This window comes from Blastococcus carthaginiensis, assembly GCF_030731085.1.
GTDB lineage: Bacteria > Actinomycetota > Actinomycetes > Mycobacteriales > Geodermatophilaceae > Blastococcus > Blastococcus carthaginiensis.
Map to the genome: position 1 here is coordinate 286,915 of NZ_JASNFN010000002.1, position 20,369 is coordinate 307,283.

Here is a 20,369-nt window from a genome sequence, read left to right on the forward strand (position 1 = left end):
GCGGTCAGTCCCAGCGCCTCGGCGACCGCCCGGCGCCCCGCGACGGCTCGGCGACCACCACGTCGGCCGCGCCGTGCCGGACGGCGAGCAGCGCGGAGAGCAGTCCCACGACCCCGCCACCGGTCACGAGCACCTGCCGGCCGCGGACGCCGTCGCCGACCGCCGCACCCGGCCCGGCGCACGCGGCCGCCGCGTGCAGCAGCCCGTTGACGCGGATCGGCCCCATCTGGGCGAGGTAGACGCCCAGCAGCGGGTCCAGGTCGTCGGGCACCGGGACGGCGACCGACCCCGCCGGGTCGACGGTCCGGCCGGTCCGGTGGCCGTAGGCCATGGCCACCAGCGCGCCCTCGGGCAGCGCGTCCGCCCGGCTCTCGGTGACCCGGCCGACCTCCATGTAGCCCAGCCCGGTCACCGGGTAGCCCGAGCGCCGACCGCCGGGACCGAACGCCCGCAGTTCCCGGTCCCAGCCCACCTGGTGATGCGGGTCGGTGCCGCGGACGAGAGCCACCTCCGTCCCGGCGCTGATCCCGCTCCACAGCGTGCTGACCCAGGCCTGGCCCGGCCCCGGCTCCGGCTCGACGTCGTCCAGCACCACCGGGCGGCCGGGCCCGGCGACGCCGATCGACCGGACCGCCCGGGCGCTCACCGCCGCTCCCCCGCGGTCGCCGGCACCTGGACGACGCCGTTCCCGGCAGCCGCCGCGTCGACGGGATCGACCTGCCGCTCGACGGTGCGCTCCCCGTCCCCGTCGGTGACGATCAGCCGGTGCTCGGTGAGCCACAGCGCGCGCCCGGGGGCGACCAGCTCCACGCCGATCCGGGTGCCCCGGGGCAGCAGGCAGCTGCTGGCGAACGAGCCGACCGCACCGGACTCGAACCGCAGTGCGGCCGTGCAGACGTCGAGGACGTCCCCCGGGCCGTCCGGCGACCGCGAGCCGACCGCCGACCCGCCGGTCACCTCGCCGACCAGCAGCCGGGCGACGTCGAACAGGTGGGTGGCCGCTCGACGGTCTGCCCGCCCGACCGGTCCTGGCGGGCCCACCGGTCCATCCGCGGCGCCTTGTCCAGCCAGGTCGCGAGCACCATCCGGGCCGGCGCCCCGGCGAGCAGCTCCCGGGCGGCGTCGACGGTGTCCAGGTAGCGCCAGTGGTAGCCCACCGAGGTGAGCAGCCCTGTCTCCTGGATGCGGGTGGCCAGGCGATCGGCGGTGGCCCGGGCGCGCTCGCGCTGCGGTTCCGCGATGCCGACGACCGCCACGCCGTCCTGGGCGGCGAGCGAGTCCGCGTGCCGGCCACCGGTGAAGCCGGCCCCGACGAGTCCGATCCGCGTGCTCACCCCGGGGCTGGTTCCCCGGGCCGGCCCCCACCAACCGACGGACGCGGCTCCGGACCGGACGGGACCTGCGAGCAGTCCGGGCCGTGCCGCCCGGCGCGCGCGGCGACGCGGCATCCGGTAGGCCGGGAAGATGCATCTGCAGCTGGGCGCCCGCCGCGTCGACCTCGCCGAACGCCCCCTGGTGGTCGGGATCCTCAACCGGACGCGGGACTCCTTCCACGACGGGGACGCGTACTTCGCGCTGGACCGGCTGCTGGCCCGGGCCGAGCAGCTGGTGGCCGACGGCGCCGACGTGCTGGAGGTCGGTGCGCGCCCGGGCGGCGTCGGGGTCGCGGAGGTCTCGGCGGACGAGGAGTGCCACCTCGCGGCCGGCACGGTCGCCGCGCTCCGCTCCCGGTTCGACCTGCCGCTGGCCGTCGACACCACCCGCGCGGCCGTCGCCGCGGCCGCGTTCGCCGAGGGGGCGGTCCTCGGCAACGACATGAGCGGCTTCCGGGACCCGGGCTACCTGCCGGCCGCCGCCTCTGCCGGAGCGGCCGTGATCGCCACGCACATCCGCCGACCGCCCGGGGTCCCGGACCCGGATCCCGACTACGCCGACCTGCTGGGCGAGGTGTGCGGCCGGCTGACGGAGCTCGTCAAGGCCGCCGAAGCGGCCGGGATCGGCCGGGACCGGATCGTCCTGGACCCCGGGATCGACCTCGGCAAGTCCTGGCAGCAGTCGCTGCGGCTGCTCGCCCGGCTGGACGAGGTCGCGGCGCTGGGCCTGCCGGTGCTGGTCGCGGTCTCGAACAAGATCTTCCTCCGCCGTGCGCTGGAGCTCGGCGACGCACCGCTCGACGTCGCCACCTCGGCGGCCTGCGCCCTGGGGGCCGCGTGCGGCGGCCACGTCGTGCGGGTGCACGACGCCCGCGTCGGCCGGCAGGCCGCCGACCTCACGTACGCCGTGCGCTCGGCGCGCTGACCGCGCCCGCGGCGCTGGTCGTGCGGGCGGACGCCGGCGACCTGCTGCCGGGCTTTCCGGGCGGCTCCGTCGACGCGGTCGTCACCGATCCGCCGTGGAACCTCGGCCGTCCCTACGGCCGCCACGACGACCGGCTGCCCGAGGGCGAATACCTCGGCTGGCTGCGCCGGCTCCTGGGCGAGTGCGCCCGGGTCAGCCGCGGCCCCGTCGTCGCCTGCATCGGGACGCACAACGCCACCCGGGTCCCGTCCCTGCTGCAGGGCAGCGGTCTGCGGATCGCCGCCTGGCTCGACTGGCACCGCGAGCCGGGCGCGCCCGAGGCGGTGGTGATCGCCGCACCGCCCGGCTGGTACCCGCCGGCGCGGCGGCTCGACACCGCCCGCCGCGTGCTGGCCCGCACCCCGGAGCTGCGCCGGCGCCTGGGGCACCCGGTGCCCAAGCCGGTCCCGGTGATGGCGGCGCTGGTGCGGCTCGCCTGCCCGCCCGGCGGGGTCGTCCTGGACCCCTGCGCGGGCACGGGGGCGACGCTGGTCGCCGCACGGCGGGTCGGCCGCCGGTCGATCGGGGTGGAGCTCGAGGAGCGCTGGTGCCGCACGGCGGCGTCCCGGCTGGCGCCCGCCCCGGCGGGCCGGGGGGGGCGCCGGGCCTGGCCACAGCGGGGCCGGGCCGGGCCCGCCGCGCTCGGCGTGCGGAAGAGCGCGTAGGGCCGCCGCCGCTGGTCCTCTCCCCCGCGGTACTTACCCTGCCGGTACAGCTGGTTGGCCGTCACGTAGAGGTGCCCGTCGGCGGCCACGCTCATGGTGTCGGGCCACAGCAGCCGCGGGTCGTGCACCACGGTCTCCCACGAGCCGTCGGGCAGCCGCCGGTGGATCGCGTCGTGCTCCCCGTCGGTGACGTAGAGCCGGCCTGCGTCGTCGGTCTCCAGGCCGTCGCTGACGCACCCCTTGTCGCCCTCGTCCCGCACGGTGGCGGCGACGGCGTCGTCGTCCTGCGAGCGGTCGACCAGCGCGTCCACCGACACGCTGTACCAGCGGCGCCCGGCCAGCGGGCAGTAGTACAGCCGGTCGCCGTCGGCGGCGATCGCGATGCCGTCGGCGCCCATGGTCACCGGCTGCACCTCGCCGTCGGGCGACCGCTCGGCGAACTCCACGCCCTCGACCACCATCCGCAGGTCCGGCGGGGTCGCGGCCTTGGTGCTCGGGTGCTCGTGCAGGCGGCGCCACGACTCCCTCGACGCCAGGTCCACCACGATGATCCCGTTCGGCCCCTGGTCGGAGGAGTCGGTGATGAAGGCGCAGCCGCCCTCGCCCCGCCGCAGGTCGAAGCGGACGTCGTTGAGGTACGTCGTCGGCAGCGCCACGTCGGCCGGGAAGAGGACCACCCGCTCGACGGTGTCGGTCGCCAGGTCGACGCAGACCAGCTTCGGCCCGCCGTGCTCCGTCGGCCGGAACATCGGGCTGCCGGTGTCGAGCAACCACAGCCGGTCGGCCGGGTCGACGACCACGCTCTGCACCGAGACCAGCCGTTCGGGGTCTGCGTCGGAGCGGTTGTCGTTGAGCTCCTGCGACGGGTAGGCGACCGCCTGCCCGTCCCGCAGTTCGGCGACCGTGAAACCGACGTCGTCACCCCACTTGGGGTAGCAGACGAAGACCCGCCCGCCGTGGGAGACCGTGACCCCGGTGGGCATCGCGCCGTCGAACAGGTGGACGACCTCGAGGTCGCCCACCCGCTCGTCGGTCGCGAGCCGCAGCTCGGCCGTCGTCACCGGGCGGTGCTGCCGGACGGCGTGGCGCCGACCGCCGGCCGGGCGGCACCGAGGGCGCGGACGAAGTGCTGCGCCGCTTCCTGCTGCGCCTGCTCGGCCTTGTCCAGCACCGCGGCGGCACCGAAGAACTCGTGCATGACGCCCGCGTAATAGCGGTGCGTCGTGGCGACGCCGGCGGCCTCCAGGTTCTCCGCGAACTGCTGCCCCTGGCTGCGCAGCACGTCGCGCTCGTCGGTGATGACCAGCGTCGGCGGCATGAGCGCCAGCTGCTCGCGGCTCCAGCCGAGCAGGTCGATGCGCGGGTCCTTCGCCGCGTCCGGCTGCCCCTCGAAGGCGTGCATGGCCATCCAGGAGAGCAACGCCCGGTTCAGCGGGCGCGCATCGGCGGCGTCCTCCATCGACTCGCCGAACTGCTCACCGGTGGTCACCGGGTAGACGCTCACGATCGCCGCCGGGACGGGCTCGCCTGCCTGCGCGAGCTGGAGCACCGCGGCCGGCGCCATGTTGCCGCCGACGGACTCGCCGCCGATGCCGATGCGCGACGGGTCGCCGCCGAGCTCGGCGATGTGCTGCACGGTCCACCGGTAGGCGGCCAGGACGTCGTCGTGCGAGGCGGGGAAGACCGCCTCGGGCGCCCGCCGGTAGTCGGGGCTGACCACGATGGCGCCGGTCTTGTTGGTCAGGCCGCGGCAGGAGTCGTCGTAGTGGTCGTCGATGTCGAACAGCACCCAGCCGCCGCCGTGGATCCACATGATGACCGGCAGGGCCTCGGCCCCGGCGTCCTTGGGCTTGTAGACGCGCATGCGCATCTGCCCGCCGGCGGCGTCGGGGATCACGATGTCCTCGACCGAGCCGACCTCCTCGGGGCCCTCGAGGCCCTTGTCGGCCATGACCTTCTGGACGGCTTCCTTCGGGCCCGGCTGCTTGCGCGCCTGGTCGGGCTCGAGGATCTCGAACGGCAGCGGGCCGAGGGAGGAGTGCGCGTCGACGATCGCCTGCGCCTGGGGGTCGAGCAACCCGGAGGCGTCGGTGGCCATCTCCTTCTTCTTGCCCTCCAGCATGTCGCGGACCTGGTCGAGGGGCTTGGCCAGCATCCCGGCGACCTTCTCGGCGACGCCCTCGCTCGGGGCGTTCGGGTGCGGCCGGGTGGGCGCCTGCCGCTTGGCGGCCAGGAACTCCTTCCCCAGCTGGGCCATGCGCTCCGGTCCGGCCTTCTGGCGGAACTCGGGCAGCTCTTCCTTCTCCTCGTCGTCCACGTGGTGCCGGACGACCTGCATGAGCGAGGTGAGCGCCTGCTCGAACTCCTGCTCCCCCGGCTCGGTGCGGCCGAGGACGACGAGGATCTCCTTGATCTCCTGGTGCTCGTGCTCGGCGTCGTCGTGCTCGTCGGTCATCCCGATCTCGGTCCAGATCGGGTAGAGCACCGTCTCCTCGGCGAACGCGTGCAGCGCCAGCTCGAAGGAGACCTGGTCGACGAGGACGCGGCGGTTGCCGCGGCCGGCTTCCAGGTGCTGGAACTGCCGCTCGACGATCGCGTGGTCGTCGGCGATCAGGTGGTCGATGTCGCCGGGCAGGGTCGGGTAGTCCAGGGCCACGGGTGGCCTCCTCTTCTCTCCGTCATGCACAACCGGTCGGGGTGGCTCCTACCCACGACCTCGTCGGGCACGCACGGCGATCGGGATGCACCCGGCCGGCGGCGGGCGTCCCCGCGGCCGCCTCGGCGCGGGGCGGCACCGGCACGGTCTGCAGGTCGGCCGCGACGACGACGTCCCCGCCGAACACCGGCCGAGCCTCGTCGCCGAACCGGCGAGGGTCGTCGTACCGCTGGGAGAAGTGGGTGAGCACGAGCGTCCGCACCCCGCAGTCGGCGGCCACGGTCGCGGCCTGCCGGGCGGTGAGGTGGCCGTACTCGTGGGCCAACCCCGCGTCGGCGTCGAGGAAGGTGGACTCGACCACCAGGAGGTCGGCGTCCTCCGCCAGCGCCCACACGGCGTCGCACAGCCGGGTGTCCATCACGAAGGCGAACCGCTGGCCCGGCCGCGGCGCACTGACCTCCTCCAGGTGCACCACCCGGCCGCCCCGCTCCAGGGTGCCGAGCCGCTGCAGCCGACCCACGTCGGGGCCGGCGATGCCGTGGCGGGCGAGCCGGTCGGGCAGCATCCGGCGCCCGTCGGGCTCCACCAGGCGGTAACCGTAGGTCTCGACCGGGTGGTCCAGCCGCCGGGCATCGAGCGTGCCGAAGCCGCCGACCGCGACCGGCCCGTCGCCGGCCACGGCCAGCTCGGGGACGTCGAGCACGTCGTGGAACACCGACGCGGAGCGCAGCCGGTCGAACCACGGGCGGCCGCCGGCCGGGAAGTGCACCGGCACCGGGTGCGCCACCCGGTCCAGGTTCATGCGCTGCAGCACGCCGGGCAGCCCCAGGCAGTGGTCACCGTGGAAGTGCGAGATGCAGATCCGGGTGATCGCGCTGCTGGGCACCCCGGCGAGGAGCAGCTGCCGCTGGGTGCCCTCGCCGGGATCGAAGAGAAGGCCCTCGCCGTCCCAGCGCAGGAGGTACCCGTTGTGGTTGCGATCGCGGGTCGGCGCCTGGCTCGAGGTGCCGAGAACGACGAGCTCGCGCGCCGACACCGCGGCCTCCTCAGGCCGGGTCGGCCGGCTCCTGGCCCATCGCCTCGTCGACGGAGGTCTCCCCGCCGGTGCGACCGCCGCCGGGGCGGGCCGGGTCCTCGCCCACGCTGGCGTGCGACCCCTCGTCGGTCGGCTCGGCCTGTCCCTGGGTGTTCGGGTCGGTCATCCCACTCTCCTCCGTCGGTCCGGCGTCCGTGCCCCCATCGTGGCCGCGAGCCGGGCCCGCCGCGAGCCGGGCCCGTCGGCGGACCGGCCCGGACGCGGCAGGTGGTGGTGCCCCTCAGCCCTGCCGCTGGAGCACGAAGTCGTAGCGCGACTCCAGCCACGGCACGTCGATCGAGCCACCGTCGGGCGTGGCGCCCGGCTCCCGCTCCTCGAAGGAGGTCACGAGCTCCTGCTTGGTGCCGAAGACGACGTCGCTGTCCAGGTACTGCGCGCCCTCCTGGAACAGGTGGGTGATCAACGGCTCGAAGCCCGGCACGTTGATCAGGAAGTGGATGTGCGCCGGCCGGAAGTGGCTGATCTCCGTGCGCGCCACCAGGTCGCCGACCGGGCCGTCCATCGGGATCGTGTAGCCCAGCGGCGCGATCGTGCGCAGGCAGTAGCGGCCGTCGTCGTCCGTCGTGTACTTGGCGCGCAGCCGGGCCTCGTCGATGTCGGGGATCTGGGACTCGTACGCGCCCTCGGTGTCGGCCTGCCACACGTCGAGGACCGCGCCGGCCACCGGGGCGCCGTCGAGGTCGGTGACCCGGCCGTGCAGGTACAGCGGGGTGCCGGGCAGCCCCTCGGACATGTCCTCGCCGTGGCCGAGCTCGGGCGAGCCCTCGATGTGGAAGGGCCCCAGCACCGTGGCCGGGGTCGCCCGCGGGTCCAGCCGGTGGTTCATCTGGACGACGAGCATCGACAGGCCGAGCACGTCGGAGGCGAGGATGAACTCCTCGCGCTTCTCGGTGCTGATCTGCCCCGTGGCGGTCAGCCACTGGACGGCGGACATCCACTCGTCCTCGGTCAGCCGCACCTCGCGGGCGAAGTCGTGCAGGTGCCGCACGAGCGCGGTCATGACCTCCGCCAGCCGCGGATCGCGGGCGGTGGCCCAGCGCTCCACCGCGAGCTCGGTGATGTTCTTCTCGGTCACCAGGTGCACGACGGTCCTCCTGCCGTCCGGCGCGACCGGGTGCCGGCCGCGCGGTTCCTCCCCCCGCGGTTCCCGCGCGGGGCCTGCTCGTTCAGGGCGTCAGGACCAGCCGGACACCGGGGTCGCCCGTCGCCTGCCGCCGCCACGCGGTGGCGACGTCGGCGAGCGGCACCTGCTCGTGCGCGACGGCCAGCCGGCCGGCCGCCGCCTCGCGTGCGATCGCGCCGACGGACTCGGCGCGCTGCGCCGCGGTCAGCGCGTTGTTCGTGTAGCCGAGCACCGACGCCGCCTTCCCCCGCAGCACCGCGGAGGAGAACTCCGCGGTGTCCCCCGAGGCGCCGCCCAGGTTCACCAGCCGCCCGCCCGCCGAGAGCGCCCGGGCGGCGGCCGTGGCCGCCACGCCGAAGACGGGGTCGACGACGAGGTCCAGCCGCCCGCCGGCCGCGTCGGCGAACCGCTCCGCGAGCGCGTCGGCACCGGCGTCCAGCGCCACCACCGCGTCGGCGCCGGCGGCCAGCGCCCGGTCGCGGGCCGCGGCCGAGCGCGCCGCCGCCACCACCCGGCCGGCGCCCAGCAGCCGCGCCGCGCCGACCGCCGCCTGGCCGACCGCCCCGCCCGCGCCGAGCACGAGCACGTGCTCGCCCGGCCGCAACCCGCCGCGCCAGGTGAGCGACATCCAGGCGGCGACGGCGGAGAGCCCGAGGGCGGCCAGGGCGGCGTCGGGGACGTCGGCGTCCACGGGGACGACGTCGTCGGCCGCCACCGCGCAGCGCTCTGCGAGGCTGCCGTCGCCGGGGGCCATGCCGGCGGTCGTGCTGAACCAGACCCGCGTGCCCGCGGCCGCGCCCGGCCCGCTCTCGACCACGCCCACCCCCTGCACCCCGGGCACGTAGGGCACCGCGGGCCGCCCGAAGTACGAGGTGCCCGACGCGCACAGCAGGTCGAGCGGGACCAGCGGCGCCGCGGTCACCCGGACGACGGTGCGGTCACTGCCGGGCCCGGGGTCGGGGTGCTCGCGCAGCTCCGGGGTCTCCCCCGGCGTGTGCAGGACGGCGGCGCGCACGGCCGGCCCCTCAGCCCTGCGGTCCGGCGCCGGGCAGCGGCGCGGGGACGAAGGGATCGGGCTCGACCGGCCGGTTGTTCAGGTCGACCGAGAGGAAGACGTCGTTGGCCACCGGGTGCCGCAGCTCCTCGGCGAGCTGGCCGATCAGCCCGGCGGTGCGGGCGAGCAGCGCGAACCCGCGCAGCAGCTCCATCGGCAGCCCCAGGTCCGCCAGGGCGGCACCGCAGACGCCGGCGCCGTTGAGCGGGAGCCGCTTGCCGAGCACCTGGTCGTGGGTGCGGCCGATGGCGGCGAACAGCTGCAGGTGCGGGCCGACCAGGCGCTCCTCGGCGGCGATCTCGAACAGCCGCGGGGTGCGCGGGTCGCCCTGCTTGTGCACGTGGTGGCCGAGCCCGGGGACGAACCGGCCGGCGGCCCGCTGCGCCGTCACCGTCTCCAGGGCGAGCGCGTCCCAGCCGGCGTCGTCGTCGGGCAGGTCGCCGTTCACCGAGGTGAGGACGCCGTGCAGGAAGCGGCCGCAGTCCTCGGTGACGCCCAGGAAGCGGGACCCGCCACCCAGCAGACCGGCGGCCAGGGCGCCCTGGATCGAGTCGGGTGCCGACAGGTAGGTGAGCCGGGTGACGATCGCGGTCGGCGTGAAGCCGTGGTCGGCGAGCGCGGCGAGCACCGCCTCGAACACGCGGGTCTCGCCCGGCGCCGGCCGCCGCTGGGTGGCCAGCCAGAAGGCCAGCTCCCCGAAGCCCACGGTGCCCATGACGTCGCGGGCGAGGTCCGTGCCGAGGAGGGTGATCGACTCCAGGCTCGAGGCGCCGAGCGCCGTCCGGTACTGCAGGTGCTGCGGGTGCTCGGCGGTCACCGGGCCTCCTCCTCGGGTGCGCTCAGCCAGCGGCGGATCTCCGCGCCGTGCTCGTCCAGGCCCGGCGGCGGCAGCCGGTAGGCCGGCGGCGTCTCGGAGAAGGTGATCGGGTTGCGCACGGTCGGCACCGCGGCCGCACCCTCCCCCACCTCGACGACGGGGTCCAGGCCCACCTCCTGCGCGAAGGCCACGCCCTGGTCGATCGTGTTGATCGGCCCGCAGGGCACGCCGGCGCCGATGATGTCGCGGAACCACTCCTGCTTGGTACGGGTGCGCAGCCGCTCCACCAGCAGCGGGCGCAGCTCGTCGCGGTTGGCGGTGCGGTCCTCGTTGCGGCTGAACCGCGGGTCGTCGGCCAGCTCCGGTACGCCCAGCACCTCCACCAGCTTGCGGAACTGGCCGTTGTTGCCGGCGGTGACGATCAGGTCGCCGTCGGCGCAGGGCAGCGGTTCGTACGGGAACAGGCTGGGGTGGCTGTTGCCCATCCGGAAGGGCACCACGCCGCCGGCGACGTAGGCGCTGGTCTGGTTGACCAGACCCGAGAGCGCCGAGGAGAGCAGGTTGACCTCGATGTGCTGCCCCCGCCCGGTGGCGTGCCGGTGGTTCAGCGCCGAGAGCACCCCGATCGTGGCGTGCAGGCCGGCCATCACGTCGAAGAGCGCGACCCCGCCGCGGTAGGGCGACCCGGCGGGGTCACCGGTCAGGCTCATGAACCCCGAGATCGCCTGCACGATGAGGTCGTAGCCCGGCAGCGACGCGCCCTCGGGCGCGCTGCCGAAACCGCTGACGGAGGCGTAGACGACGCCGGGGTTGGTGCGCGCGACGGCGTCGTAGTCCAGCCCGAAGCGGGCCAGCCCGCCCGGCTTGAAGTTCTCCACGAAGACGTCGGCCCGCCGCGCCAGCTCCTGCGCGACCGCCTGGTCGGCCGGGTCCTTGAGGTCGAGGGCGACCGAGCGTTTGTTGCGGTTGGCGCCCATGTAGTACGTCGAGACGCCGTCGCGGACGGGCGGCTGCCAGGTGCGGGTGTCGTCGCCGTGCGGCCCCTCGACCTTGACCACCTCCGCCCCGAGGTCGGCGAGCAGCATCGTGGCGTAGGGCCCGGCCAGGATGCGGGAGAAGTCCGCCACCAGCAGGCCGGAGAGAGGGCCGGTCGCCGGTCCCCCGGAGTCCTCGGCGTCAGCGCTCATCCGGGATGCACCCTCCTCGTCGTCGACGCGCGCGGACGACCGTCCGCAAATCGGCGTCCGCAGTCTCCGGCGCCCGCGGAAGGCTGTCAACCGCGGTCCGTGGCGCAGGACGGACCGACGCTGCACCGGTTGACAGCGCCGGTCGCACCGGACATCGTGACGAAGGTCGCACTGGGTGTCCGCTGCACGGACGCTGGTCCGGCGACGCGACGACGACGTCCAGGAGGAGACGATGACCCACTCCGAACCCGCTCCGGCGGCCGGCCGTCCGGTGGTCCTGCGCGGCGGGACCGTGCTGACCATGGACGAGACCTGCACCGTCCTGCCCGACGCGGACGTGCTGGTCGTGGACGACCGCATCGCCGCCGTCGGGCCGGCGCTGGAGGTGCCCGAGGGCACGCAGGAGATCGACGCCCGCGGCGGCATCGTGATGCCCGGGATGATCGACACCCACCGGCACATGTGGCAGACCGCGATGCGCGGCTACGGCGCCGACTGGACGCTCACGCAGTACTTCGTCTGGTACTACCTCGAGCACGGGCGGAAGTTCCGGCCCGAGGACGTCGCGGCGGGCAACCGGCTCTCGGCCCTGGAGGCGCTGGAGGCCGGCGTCACCACCACCGTCGACTGGTCGCACGGGCTGCAGTCGGTCGACCACGCCGAGGCCGCCGTCGAGGCGCTGCGCTCGGTGCCGGGCCGCTTCGTCCTGGCCTACGGCAACATCCAGGCCGCGCCGTGGGAGTGGACCGCCGACCCGGCCGTCCGCGCCTTCCTCGAGCGGCACCGCGACGCCGCCGACGGCATGCTGGGCCTGCAGCTGGCCTTCGACGTCACCGGCGACCCCGCCTTCCCCGAGAAGGCCGCCTTCGAGGTGGCCCGCGAGCTGGGCCTGCCGGTCACCACGCACGCCGGCGTCTGGGGCGCCACGAACGACGACGGCATCCGGCTCATGCACGAGCACGGCTTCATGACCCCCGAGACGGTCTACGTCCACGCCGCCACCCTCACCCCTGACTCCTACCACCGCATCGCCGCCACCGGCGGGTCGATCTCGGTGTCGACGGAGTCCGAGCAGAGCGCCGGGCAGGGGTACCCGCCCACCTGGCAGGTGCGCTCGCACGGCATCCCGGTGTCGCTGTCGATGGACACCAGCGTGTGGTGGAGCGGTGACCTGTTCTCCGCGATGCGCACCACGCTGGGCGCCGACCGCTCCCGCGAGCACTTCGAGGCGCACCTGACCGGCGAGACGGTCACCCACCTGCAGCTGCGCGCGCAGGACGTCGTCCAGTGGGCCACCCGCGGCGGGGCGCTGGCGCTCGGCCGCGACGACCTGGGCACCCTGCAGCCGGGCAGGAAGGCCGACGTCGTCCTGATCAAGAACGATGCCTCGCCGGTCTCCTTCCCGCTGCTCAACCCGTTCGGCCACGTCGCCTTCCAGGCGCAGCGCGGCGACGTGCACACGGTGCTGGTCGACGGCCGGGTCGTGAAGCACGCGCACCGCCTGGTCGACGTCGACCTGGCCGCCGTCCGCCGGGAGGTCGACGCGACCGTGGACCACCTGCGCGGCGCGATGGGCGAGGAGGCGTGGGCCGGTGGCATGTACCCCGACCTGCCCGGCACCGAGGTGCTCGACAACCCGTACCAGTACACCGAGTACAAGTCGCACGGCACGCACGCCGCCCGCGAGCAGGTGTTCGAGGAGCACCTGGCCACCGAGCGGCCGGCCGGCGAGCAGCCGACCCGGCACCACTGAGCGCACCGGCCCGGCGGTCTCGCACACTCCCGGCAGCGGGTGCGTGCGGGACCGCCGCGCCACCGCGGCACCGAGAGAGGACGACGGACATGGCAGGGCGCGGCAGCGGGCCCGACTTCGTCGAGGCGCTGGCACGGGGCCTCGACGTCCTCGCCTCCTTCGACCGCGACCACCCGACGATGACGCTCTCGGAGGTGGCGGCGGCGGCGCGGCTGGCGCGTCCGACCGCCCGGCGGCTGCTGCTCACGCTGGAGGAGCTGGGCTTCGTGCGGTCGTCGGCCGGCGCGTTCGCCCTCACCCCGAAGGTGCTCATTCTCGGCATGGCCTACGTCGGCGCGCTCGGGCTCTGGGACATCGCCCGCCCGCACCTGGAGGCGCTGGTCGCCCGCACCGGCGAATCCTCCTCGATGGCCCAGCTCGACGGGTCCGACATCGTCTACGTCGCCCGCGTGGCGGTGCCCAAGCTGATCGCACTCCGGGTCGACATCGGCACCCGCTTCCCGGCGGCCCAGACCTCGCAGGGGAAGGTCCTGCTCGCCGCGCTGGCGCCGGACCAGCTCGCCGCCACGCTCGCCCAGCCCAGCCGCGCCGGGCTGCCGCCCGTGATCGGACGCTCCCCCGAGCAGCTGCGCGCCGAGCTCACCGAGGTGCGCGCCCGCGGCTGGGCGTTCGCCGACGAGGAGCTCGCGCCGGGCGTGCGCTCGGTGGCGGTGCCCGTCCGGGACGGCGACGGCGTCGTCCGCGCGGCCATGAACGTCACCGTGCACGCCGCCGAGACCTCCACCGAGCGGCTGGTCGGCGAGCACCTCCCCCACCTGCTGCGCACGGCCGGAGACATCAGCGCCGAGTGGGCGCTGTGGCAGTCCCGCCCGCACGTGGAGCTCTCCCCCGGGCGGACGACGGACGCCACCGCCTGACCCCGGCCACGATCAGGTTCCCTGATCGTGGCGTGTCCTCCCTCGGCGCAGGAGGTGAGGGAGGACGCCTCCCGGTGAGGGAGGACGAGGCCGATGACCCGGTGAGCTGGTGGCGGCGGTGGGCGCGTGTGCCAGGGTGGCCGACGTGACCGCCGTCCTCTCCGTCCAGTCGCACGTCACCTACGGCCACGTCGGGAACAGCTCCGCCGTCTTCCCGCTGCAGCGCCTCGGCATCGAGGTGTGGCCGGTGCACACCGTCCAGTTCTCCAACCACACCGGCTACGGCGAGTGGACCGGCCGCGTCTACGACGGCCAGTCGATCGAGGAGATCGTGCAGGGCGTCGCCGACCGCGGCGCGCTCGGCAGCTGCGACGCGGTGCTGTCGGGCTACCTCGGCTCGGCCGACATCGGGCACGCCGTCGTCGGCACGGTGGCGCGGGTGCGCGCGGCCAACCCGGCCGCCGTCTACTGCTGCGACCCGGTCATCGGCGACGTCGGCCGCGGCGTGTTCGTGCGCCCCGGCATCGAGGAGTTCATGCGCGAGGTCGCCGTCCCGGCCGCCGACCTGGTGACGCCCAACCACTACGAGCTGGACCTGCTCGCGGGCACCACCACCCGCTCGCCGGCCTCGGTGAAGGACGCGGTCGCCGCGGTGCAGGCGCTCGGGCCGCGGGTCGTCCTCACCACGTCACTGGTCGCCGAGGGCACCCCCGACGACGCCGTCGACCTGCTCGCCTCCGAGGGCGGCCGGCACTGGCGCGTGCGCACCCCGCGGCTGGGCGTGTCGGTCAACGGGGCCGGCGACGCGATCGCCGCGCTGTTCCTCGCCCACTGGCTGGAGACCCGCTCGGCGGCCGAGTCCCTCGGGCGCGCCGCGGCCTCGGTGTTCGGCCTGCTGCAGCGCACCGAGGACGCCGGTTCCCGCGAGATCCTGCTGGTCGCCGCGCAGGAGGAGTTCGTCGCGCCGACCCGCACCTTCGCCGTCGAGGAGGTCTGAGCGTCCGGCCGCACCGGGTGAGCGAAGCAGGGGCTGCGGCCGGTGCCGGCACCTAGACTCGCCGGTCGTGGACGAACAGGAGATGGCTGCGACGGTCGCGCGCTACTGGGACGAGCTGTGGACCCGGCGGAACGTGGACGTGGTCGACGAACTCTTCGCCGAGGAGTACGTCCGCCATTCCTCCGCGGGCACGAAGGTCCTCGGGCGCGAAGAGCTCAAGAGGGAGTTCCGGACCGCCTGGCATTTTCTGCACGACGCCGTCAGCACCGTGGACGACCAAGTGGTCGACGGTGACCGGGTCTGGACCCGTGCCACCACCGACGGGCTCAACCTCGACACGGGTGAGCCGTCGCTGCTGACCTGGCTCGTGGTGCAGCGCCTGGCCGGCGGGCGGATCGTCGAATCGTGGAACGCCACCCTGCCCGGGGTCGACTGGCGAAGCTGAAGGGCGGGATCAGCCGAGGTCGAGCAGCCGCGACGCCGCCCTCGTCCGTCTGCTGACGACGGCGAAGACGAGGACGATCCCTACGACCACCACGCCCATCCCGGCGAGGGTCCACCGTGCCCCGATCGCATCCGCCAGGATTCCCAGCGGGAGTGCCGCGACGCCGAAGGCACCGAAGCTGAGCATGACCAGCCCCTGGACGCGGCCGTGGAACTCGATGTCCGACAGCGCGAGCAGCAGCGCCTGACTCGTCGTCTGGAAGGCCAGCAGGGCCCCACCCACCACGACGAGTGCGACGACCGCCAGGACGAAGCTGGGCGCCGCCGCCATCGCGGCCAGCGCGAGCCCGAAGACCGCCCCCGCCACGATGAGCAGCCGGTGCTGGTCGCCGCGGTGCGACCTCCGACCGAGCGTGAGCCCGGTCAGCACCGCGCCTACCGCGGAACTCGCCGACAGCAGGCCGTAGCCGAGCGAACCGAGATCGAAGAGATCGCTGGCCACCGCCGGGAGGAAGGCCAGGTAGGGCAGGCCGGCCATCGTGACCCCGATGCCGCACCACAGCAGGGCCGCGAGGTCCGGCCGACGGCGCACGTAGGACAGCCCGTCCATCAACTCACCCAGGGGTGACCGGCCCGACGCATCGACCCGGCGGCGGCCCGGCGGAAGGGCGAGATTGATTCCGATCCCCAGGGCCAGCAGGACGGCGCTGGTCAGGAAGACCGCTTCGGTGCCGAACGTGAAGCTGCCGATGACCAAGCCGGCCAGCGCCGGCCCCACGACCCGGCTGACCTCGGAGTTGACCAGGATCAGCGACACCGCGCCGGGCACCGCGTCCCGCGGCACCAGCTCGGCGAGCAGGGCCATGCGGGCCGGGCTGAAGAGAGCGAACCCGATCGCCTGCACGACACCGGCCACGATCAGCATCCAGTACGTGACGACGGCGGTGGCCGTCGCGACGCCGATCCAGGCGCTGGACAGCACGAGCAGCAGGGTGGCCACCTGCATCACCAGCCGCTTGGGGAGCCGGTCGGCCGCGACGCCGCCCCACGGCGTCGCCACGAGCATCGCGACGCCGAAGGAGAGCAGGACGCCACCCAGCGCAGCGTTGGAACCGGTGAGCTCGAACGCCAGCCAGGTGCGGGCGATGTTCTGCGCCATCACGCCCAGGAACACGACCGCCGCGCTGAGCCACAGCACCAGGAACGGACGGATGCGCAGGATGTCGAATGCGCCGGGTGCCGCTTCCCCGGCCCGCGACGGCCCGGCCACGTCGGACGGTCTCCTGCCCCGGCGAGGCCGCATGCGGAGCATCTCAGGTCGCCGCCGTGGCGAGGGACACGGCGGCGGTCGCTGTGACCGTCGTCAGGACCAGGACCCGGAACCCCGCCGGGGGTAGCAGGCCGAACAGCCGGTCGCCCAGCCACCAGCCGGCCGGTACCCCGACCGCGGCGGCGGCCACGACCGTCGCCACGACCGGAGAGAGGTACCCGAGGACGGCGAAGGCGGCCACGGCTGCGACGTCCTGGCCGAGGAAGACGATCTGCAACGTCGCGCGGAAGGGACGCGGCGCGAGCGCGCGCGCCTGCAACATCAGCACGACGGGAGGGCCGTTCATCCCGGTGGAGGTGAGCAGCGCCCCGCTGAGCAGACCGGCGCCCCACTGCGGCCCGGAACCGGCCGGTACGCGCACTCCCGACCAGAGCAGGCCGGCGCACAGCAGCACGGCCACCGCGATCAGGACCGTCAGGGGCCGTTCGTCCAGTCGCGCGAGAGCCACGAGCCCCAGCGGCATGCCGATCAGTCCCGCGACGATGAAACGGACCGCCGTCGGCCGCTGGACGTGCCCGCGCTCCCGATAGCCGATGAGACCGGTGAGCACCAGGCTCACCGCGGTGGTCGCCACGACCGCCGTGACCGAGTCGGTGACCAGCAGCAGGAGCGGTACCGCGACCAGCGCGAAACCGAACCCGGTGACCGCCTGCGCGGTCGCGGCCAGCAGGAAGACCGCGGCCGCCGCCGCGGCGAGGGCCGCGAGCGTCACTCCTGCGCGTAGCCTGGCGCGTTCCGGGGCCAGGGAGCGGCCTGCTCCAACTGGGCCGCGAGCTGCAGGAGCCGCCCCTCTTCCCCCAGGTCGGCGGCGAACTGCACGCCGACGGGAAGACCCGCCGTGTCCGTTCCGAACGGCACCGACATCGCCGGCTGCCCGGTGACGTTGAAGAGGCTGGTGAAGATCGAGTAGGTGGTCCCGTGCTCGTACAGCGTCTCGGGACGCGTCGTGTCCAGCAGGCCCAGGGGCGGCACGGGCTGCGCGAGCGTGGGGAGCAGCAGCACGTCGTGGTCGGCGAACAGGCGCCCCACCTGCCAGCCGACCTCCTGCGCCGCCCGCAACGCCTCGGCGGTCTGCGCCCCGGTGATCGTCCTCCCGTGCTGGAGGAGCCCGTGGGTGAACGGCTCGAGGTCGTCGTCCCGCAGCTCCCGGCCCAGTTCACGCAGCCGCTGCTCCACGGCGGCCACCAACTCGACGGCCATGATCGTGCCGGAGGCCGCCATGACCAGGGCAGGATCATGGTTCAGCGTCACCTCGGCGACGTCGTGCCCGAGTTCCGCACAGAGTTCCGCAGCCCGCTGAACGGCCGCGGCGCAGTCCGGGTGGACCGGGACGCCGCCCAGAGCCGCGGTCGACCAGCCGATCCGCAGCCGGGGAGCCCTGACCTCGAGGTGCTCGGCGAACGACCGGTTAGGAGTCGGGGCACCGTACGCATCACCCGGCACGTGGCCGGCGACGACGTCCAGGAGCACTGCGCTGTCCCGCACCGTGGTCGTGAGTGCATGGTGCACCGACACCGGCGCGGAGAGCGCGCTGGGGTAGGGCCACGACGGCACGCGGCCGCGGCTGGGCTTGAGGCCGAACAGCCCGCACATGGCGGCCGGAATCCGGATCGATCCGCCGCCGTCGTTGCCGTGCGCGACCGGAACCAGGCCGGCCGACACCGCGGCCGCCGATCCTCCGCTGGACCCGCCCGGCGAACGGTCGATGTTCCACGGGTTCCGCGTGGGGCCGTACAGAACAGGCTCGGTGCTCGCGTTCTTGCCCAGTTCCGGGCTGTTGGTGGTGCCCAGCACGACCATGCCTGCGGCGCGATAGCGCGCCACCACCGTGCTGTCCCGGGCCGCGACGCCCTCGGCGAAGAGGCGACTGCCCTTGGTGCTGGGCAGCCCGGCGACATCGGCCCCCAGATCCTTGATCACGATGGGGACACCCCGGAGCGGGCCGTCGGGCAAGCCCCGGTCGACCTCCGCGAGGGCTTCCTCGAAGCGGGTGGCCACCATCATGTTGAGGTCGGGGTCGTGCTTCTCGATCCGGCGGATCGACTCCTCCACCACCTCGCGGGCGGATACCTCGCCGCTGTCGATCCGGCTCGCGGTCTCGACCGCATCCCATGGCTGTTCGACCACTCCGCCACCTCATCTGCACTCGTCGGCCCGCTGGAGGCGGAGCGTAGAAGGGTCGCGCCCGGCCCTTCCGGACGATCCCGGTCTCCGGGACCGGCCCGAATCGGTCCCGAGGGTCCTGCCAGGCTGGTCGCAGAGCCGGGCCGAGCCTCGCATCCGGCGACGCTGGTGAGGACGGTATGAGCGGCGATCGACGCTGGCCCGGGTGGGTGTACGGGATCGGCGAGGAGCCAGACCCCCGGGTCAGCTTCGCCAACGAGCGGACCCTGCTCGCCTGGCTGCGGACGGCACTGGCGCTGATCGCCGGCGGCGTGGCGCTGGATGCACTCGATCTCCCCATGTCCGACGCGCTCCAGCGGCCACTGGCCCTGCTGCTGGTGCTGCTTGCCCTGGTGTCCGCGGTGGCCTCCTGGTTCCGCTGGGCGAGGGCGGAGCGGGCCATGCGGCACGGCACACCGCTGCCCTCCTCCCTGATGGGAGCCGTCCTCGTCGCCGGCATCGTGGTCTGCGGCGCACTCCTGCTCGTGGCTGCCCGGTGACGGGCGTCGTCCCGGATCCGGGGCGGGGCAATGAACGAACGGCCCTGGCCTGGCAGCGGACCGCGCTGGCGCTGATCGCGGCCTCCGCCCTGCTGACCCGGTTCACGGCCGACGCGCTGGGCCTGGCGTCGCTGGCCAGCATGGGCGCCGCAGTGCCGCTCGCGGCCTGGGTCTTCCTGGAGAGCCGTGGCCGCTACGCCCACGATGCCGGGTTGCGCCGCCGGTCCCGCTCGCGCGACGGTCGGGCTCCCCTGGCTCTCACCCTCGCCACCGCGGTGCTCGCGCTGACCGAGGCGACAGCCGTGTGGCTCCGGTGACCGGCAGGCCCGGGGAGCCGGACCTGCCCGGCACCGGCCCGGCGGCGGCCGACCGGGGCAATCCGTGCTGCAGTGGCGGTCCGCGGCCCGATCGGCCGGCCGCCGAGTCGGTCGCCCCCGAGCCCTTCCGGCCGGCCGCCGGTGAGCGTCGCACGAACGGGCAGGTGCGGCTGCCCGGTGGCCGCTTCGCGATGGGCGACGCCTTCGGCGAGGGCTACCCCGCCGACGGCGAGACCCCGGTGCACGAGATCCTGCTGCCGCCGTTCGCGATGGACGCGACCACGGTCACCAACGCCGCGTTCGCCACCTTCGTCCGTGCCACCGGGCACGTCACCGACGCCGAGCGATTCGGCTCCTCTGCCATTTTCCACGGCACCCTCCAGGCCGCACCGCGCGACGTGCTCGGTCGCGTCACCGACGCACCCTGGTGGCTGGCCGTGCGGGGAGCCGACTGGCGACACCCGTTCGGGCCGCTCTCCGGCATCGACCGGATGCCCCACCACCCCGTCGTCCACGTCTCCCACGAGGACGCGCAGGCCTACTGCCGGTGGGCCGGCAAGCGGCTGCCCACGGAGGCCGAGTGGGAGTACGCCGCCCGGGGCGGCGCGAAGGGACGGCGCTACGTCTGGGGCGACGAGCTACGGCCCCGCGGCCGGTGGATGTGCAACATCTGGCAGGGCACGTTCCCGACGCGCAACACCGCCGAGGACGGCCACGCCGCCACCGCGCCGGCGAAGAGCTACCGCCCCAACGCATTCGGGTTGTGGAACATGTCGGGCAACGTGTGGGAGTGGTGCGCGGACTGGTTCGACCCCAGCTACTACCAGCATTCCCCTCTGCGGGATCCGCGGGGCCCGGAGAGGGGCGCCGCGCGAGTGCTGCGCGGCGGGTCGTTCCTGTGCCACGACTCCTACTGCAACCGCTACCGGGTGGCGGCCCGGTCCAGCAACACCCCCGACTCGTCGGCATCCAACATCGGATTCCGCTGCGCCAACGACGCCTGACCACGCCCG

At 74.5% G+C, this 20,369-nt stretch carries 22 protein-coding genes and 1 pseudogene; 9 read left to right on the forward strand and 14 right to left on the reverse strand.

What is annotated here, in order from left to right; translation table 11 throughout:
* Positions 1-4: 4 nt before the first annotated feature.
* From QOZ88_RS04220 to QOZ88_RS04230, 3 genes are read right to left on the reverse strand one after another with little or no spacing between them, the layout of a single operon-like run.
* A complete protein-coding gene (locus tag QOZ88_RS04220; RefSeq protein ID WP_305998538.1) occupies positions 5-646 on the reverse strand; it encodes an MDR/zinc-dependent alcohol dehydrogenase-like family protein in 642 nt (213 codons plus the stop codon).
* Positions 643-957, reverse strand: a complete 315-nt coding sequence (locus QOZ88_RS04225; RefSeq protein ID WP_305998539.1) for a Gfo/Idh/MocA family oxidoreductase — start codon at positions 955-957, stop codon at positions 643-645. The genes QOZ88_RS04220 and QOZ88_RS04225 overlap by 4 nt, the downstream gene beginning before the upstream one ends.
* A complete protein-coding gene (locus QOZ88_RS04230; protein ID WP_305998540.1) occupies positions 954-1,334 on the reverse strand; it encodes a hypothetical protein in 381 nt (126 codons plus the stop codon). The genes QOZ88_RS04225 and QOZ88_RS04230 overlap by 4 nt, the downstream gene beginning before the upstream one ends.
* Positions 1,335-1,464: 130 nt before the next feature.
* Between QOZ88_RS04230 and folP the strand changes: the two genes are divergently transcribed.
* Both folP and QOZ88_RS04240 read left to right on the forward strand, forming a co-directional pair.
* On the forward strand, positions 1,465-2,298 hold the full coding sequence (gene folP, locus QOZ88_RS04235) for a dihydropteroate synthase (RefSeq protein WP_305998541.1): 834 nt from the start codon (positions 1,465-1,467) through the stop codon (positions 2,296-2,298).
* Positions 2,299-2,750: 452 nt separating this feature from the next.
* On the forward strand, positions 2,751-3,002 hold the full coding sequence (locus QOZ88_RS04240; RefSeq protein WP_305998596.1) for a DNA methyltransferase: 252 nt from the start codon (positions 2,751-2,753) through the stop codon (positions 3,000-3,002).
* A gap of 44 nt (positions 3,003-3,046) precedes the next feature.
* On the opposite strand, the pseudogene QOZ88_RS04245 reads toward QOZ88_RS04240, so the two are convergent.
* The 8 genes and pseudogenes from QOZ88_RS04245 to QOZ88_RS04280 form a co-directional block, all read right to left on the reverse strand.
* A pseudogene (locus QOZ88_RS04245) lies at positions 3,047-3,985 on the reverse strand (L-dopachrome tautomerase-related protein); the annotation flags it as partial.
* Between the two features lie 74 nt (positions 3,986-4,059).
* The gene (locus QOZ88_RS04250; RefSeq protein WP_305998542.1) at positions 4,060-5,658 is read right to left on the reverse strand and encodes an alpha/beta hydrolase fold domain-containing protein; all 1,599 of its coding nucleotides are present in this window, start codon (positions 5,656-5,658) and stop codon (positions 4,060-4,062) included.
* Between the two features lie 22 nt (positions 5,659-5,680).
* A complete protein-coding gene (locus QOZ88_RS04255) occupies positions 5,681-6,694 on the reverse strand; it encodes a ribonuclease Z (protein WP_305998543.1) in 1,014 nt (337 codons plus the stop codon).
* A 10-nt stretch (positions 6,695-6,704) separates the two neighbouring features.
* Positions 6,705-6,860, reverse strand: coding sequence for a hypothetical protein (locus QOZ88_RS04260; protein ID WP_305998544.1), 156 nt, complete (start codon positions 6,858-6,860; stop codon positions 6,705-6,707).
* A 114-nt stretch (positions 6,861-6,974) separates the two neighbouring features.
* Positions 6,975-7,838: a dioxygenase family protein gene (locus tag QOZ88_RS04265; protein WP_305998545.1), complete on the reverse strand. Its 864-nt coding sequence runs from the start codon at positions 7,836-7,838 to the stop codon at positions 6,975-6,977.
* Positions 7,839-7,920: 82 nt separating this feature from the next.
* On the reverse strand, positions 7,921-8,892 hold the full coding sequence (locus QOZ88_RS04270; protein WP_305998546.1) for a zinc-binding dehydrogenase: 972 nt from the start codon (positions 8,890-8,892) through the stop codon (positions 7,921-7,923).
* A gap of 10 nt (positions 8,893-8,902) precedes the next feature.
* On the reverse strand, positions 8,903-9,748 hold the full coding sequence (locus QOZ88_RS04275) for a citryl-CoA lyase (RefSeq protein ID WP_305998547.1): 846 nt from the start codon (positions 9,746-9,748) through the stop codon (positions 8,903-8,905).
* Entirely contained in the window at positions 9,745-10,935 is a 1,191-nt protein-coding gene (locus tag QOZ88_RS04280; protein ID WP_305998548.1) for a CaiB/BaiF CoA transferase family protein, read from the reverse strand. The genes QOZ88_RS04275 and QOZ88_RS04280 overlap by 4 nt, the downstream gene beginning before the upstream one ends.
* A gap of 175 nt (positions 10,936-11,110) precedes the next feature.
* Here QOZ88_RS04280 and QOZ88_RS04285 point away from each other — a divergent pair, with 175 nt between their 5' ends.
* The 4 genes from QOZ88_RS04285 to QOZ88_RS04300 all read left to right on the forward strand — a co-directional run bounded on the left by QOZ88_RS04285 (position 11,111) and on the right by QOZ88_RS04300 (position 15,047).
* Complete coding sequence (locus tag QOZ88_RS04285) at positions 11,111-12,688, forward strand: amidohydrolase family protein (RefSeq protein ID WP_305998549.1); 1,578 nt, start codon at positions 11,111-11,113, stop codon at positions 12,686-12,688.
* 89 nt (positions 12,689-12,777) lie between these two features.
* Positions 12,778-13,605, forward strand: coding sequence for an IclR family transcriptional regulator domain-containing protein (locus QOZ88_RS04290; RefSeq protein WP_305998550.1), 828 nt, complete (start codon positions 12,778-12,780; stop codon positions 13,603-13,605).
* Positions 13,606-13,750: 145 nt separating this feature from the next.
* Positions 13,751-14,602, forward strand: coding sequence for a pyridoxal kinase PdxY (pdxY, locus tag QOZ88_RS04295; protein ID WP_305998551.1), 852 nt, complete (start codon positions 13,751-13,753; stop codon positions 14,600-14,602).
* Positions 14,603-14,669: 67 nt separating this feature from the next.
* The gene (locus tag QOZ88_RS04300) at positions 14,670-15,047 is read left to right on the forward strand and encodes an ester cyclase (RefSeq protein ID WP_305998552.1); all 378 of its coding nucleotides are present in this window, start codon (positions 14,670-14,672) and stop codon (positions 15,045-15,047) included.
* A gap of 9 nt (positions 15,048-15,056) precedes the next feature.
* On the opposite strand, the gene QOZ88_RS04305 is transcribed toward QOZ88_RS04300, so the two are convergent.
* The 3 genes from QOZ88_RS04305 to QOZ88_RS04315 are packed head-to-tail and all read right to left on the reverse strand — an operon-like array spanning position 15,057 to position 18,503.
* Entirely contained in the window at positions 15,057-16,316 is a 1,260-nt protein-coding gene (locus tag QOZ88_RS04305) for an MFS transporter (RefSeq protein ID WP_305998553.1), read from the reverse strand.
* A 43-nt stretch (positions 16,317-16,359) separates the two neighbouring features.
* Complete coding sequence (locus QOZ88_RS04310; RefSeq protein WP_305998554.1) at positions 16,360-17,088, reverse strand: sulfite exporter TauE/SafE family protein; 729 nt, start codon at positions 17,086-17,088, stop codon at positions 16,360-16,362.
* Positions 17,085-18,503 (reverse strand): amidase, encoded by a 1,419-nt coding sequence (locus QOZ88_RS04315; RefSeq protein WP_305998555.1) that lies wholly within the window; start codon positions 18,501-18,503, stop codon positions 17,085-17,087. Before QOZ88_RS04315 ends, QOZ88_RS04310 begins: the two co-directional genes overlap by 4 nt.
* Positions 18,504-18,679: 176 nt before the next feature.
* Between QOZ88_RS04315 and QOZ88_RS04320 the strand changes: the two genes are divergently transcribed.
* From QOZ88_RS04320 to QOZ88_RS04330, 3 genes are read left to right on the forward strand one after another with little or no spacing between them, the layout of a single operon-like run.
* Entirely contained in the window at positions 18,680-19,039 is a 360-nt protein-coding gene (locus QOZ88_RS04320) for a YidH family protein (RefSeq protein ID WP_091929809.1), read from the forward strand.
* The gene (locus QOZ88_RS04325) at positions 19,036-19,356 is read left to right on the forward strand and encodes a DUF202 domain-containing protein (protein ID WP_305998556.1); all 321 of its coding nucleotides are present in this window, start codon (positions 19,036-19,038) and stop codon (positions 19,354-19,356) included. The genes QOZ88_RS04320 and QOZ88_RS04325 overlap by 4 nt, the downstream gene beginning before the upstream one ends.
* Positions 19,353-20,360, forward strand: a complete 1,008-nt coding sequence (locus tag QOZ88_RS04330) for a formylglycine-generating enzyme family protein (RefSeq protein ID WP_305998557.1) — start codon at positions 19,353-19,355, stop codon at positions 20,358-20,360. The genes QOZ88_RS04325 and QOZ88_RS04330 overlap by 4 nt, the downstream gene beginning before the upstream one ends.
* Positions 20,361-20,369: the final 9 nt, after the last annotated feature.

Bases quoted from the DNA above. Each gene is read 5' to 3' on its own strand.
- folP (WP_305998541.1), top strand. From the start codon at position 1,465: ATGCATCTGCAGCTGGGCGCCCGCCGCGTCGACCTCGCCGAACGCCCC.
- QOZ88_RS04240 (WP_305998596.1), top strand. From the start codon at position 2,751: ATGGCGGCGCTGGTGCGGCTCGCCTGCCCGCCCGGCGGGGTCGTCCTG.
- QOZ88_RS04260 (WP_305998544.1), bottom strand. From the start codon at position 6,860: ATGACCGACCCGAACACCCAGGGACAGGCCGAGCCGACCGACGAGGGG.
- QOZ88_RS04280 (WP_305998548.1), bottom strand. From the start codon at position 10,935: ATGAGCGCTGACGCCGAGGACTCCGGGGGACCGGCGACCGGCCCTCTC.
- QOZ88_RS04290 (WP_305998550.1), top strand. From the start codon at position 12,778: ATGGCAGGGCGCGGCAGCGGGCCCGACTTCGTCGAGGCGCTGGCACGG.
- QOZ88_RS04320 (WP_091929809.1), top strand. From the start codon at position 18,680: ATGAGCGGCGATCGACGCTGGCCCGGGTGGGTGTACGGGATCGGCGAG.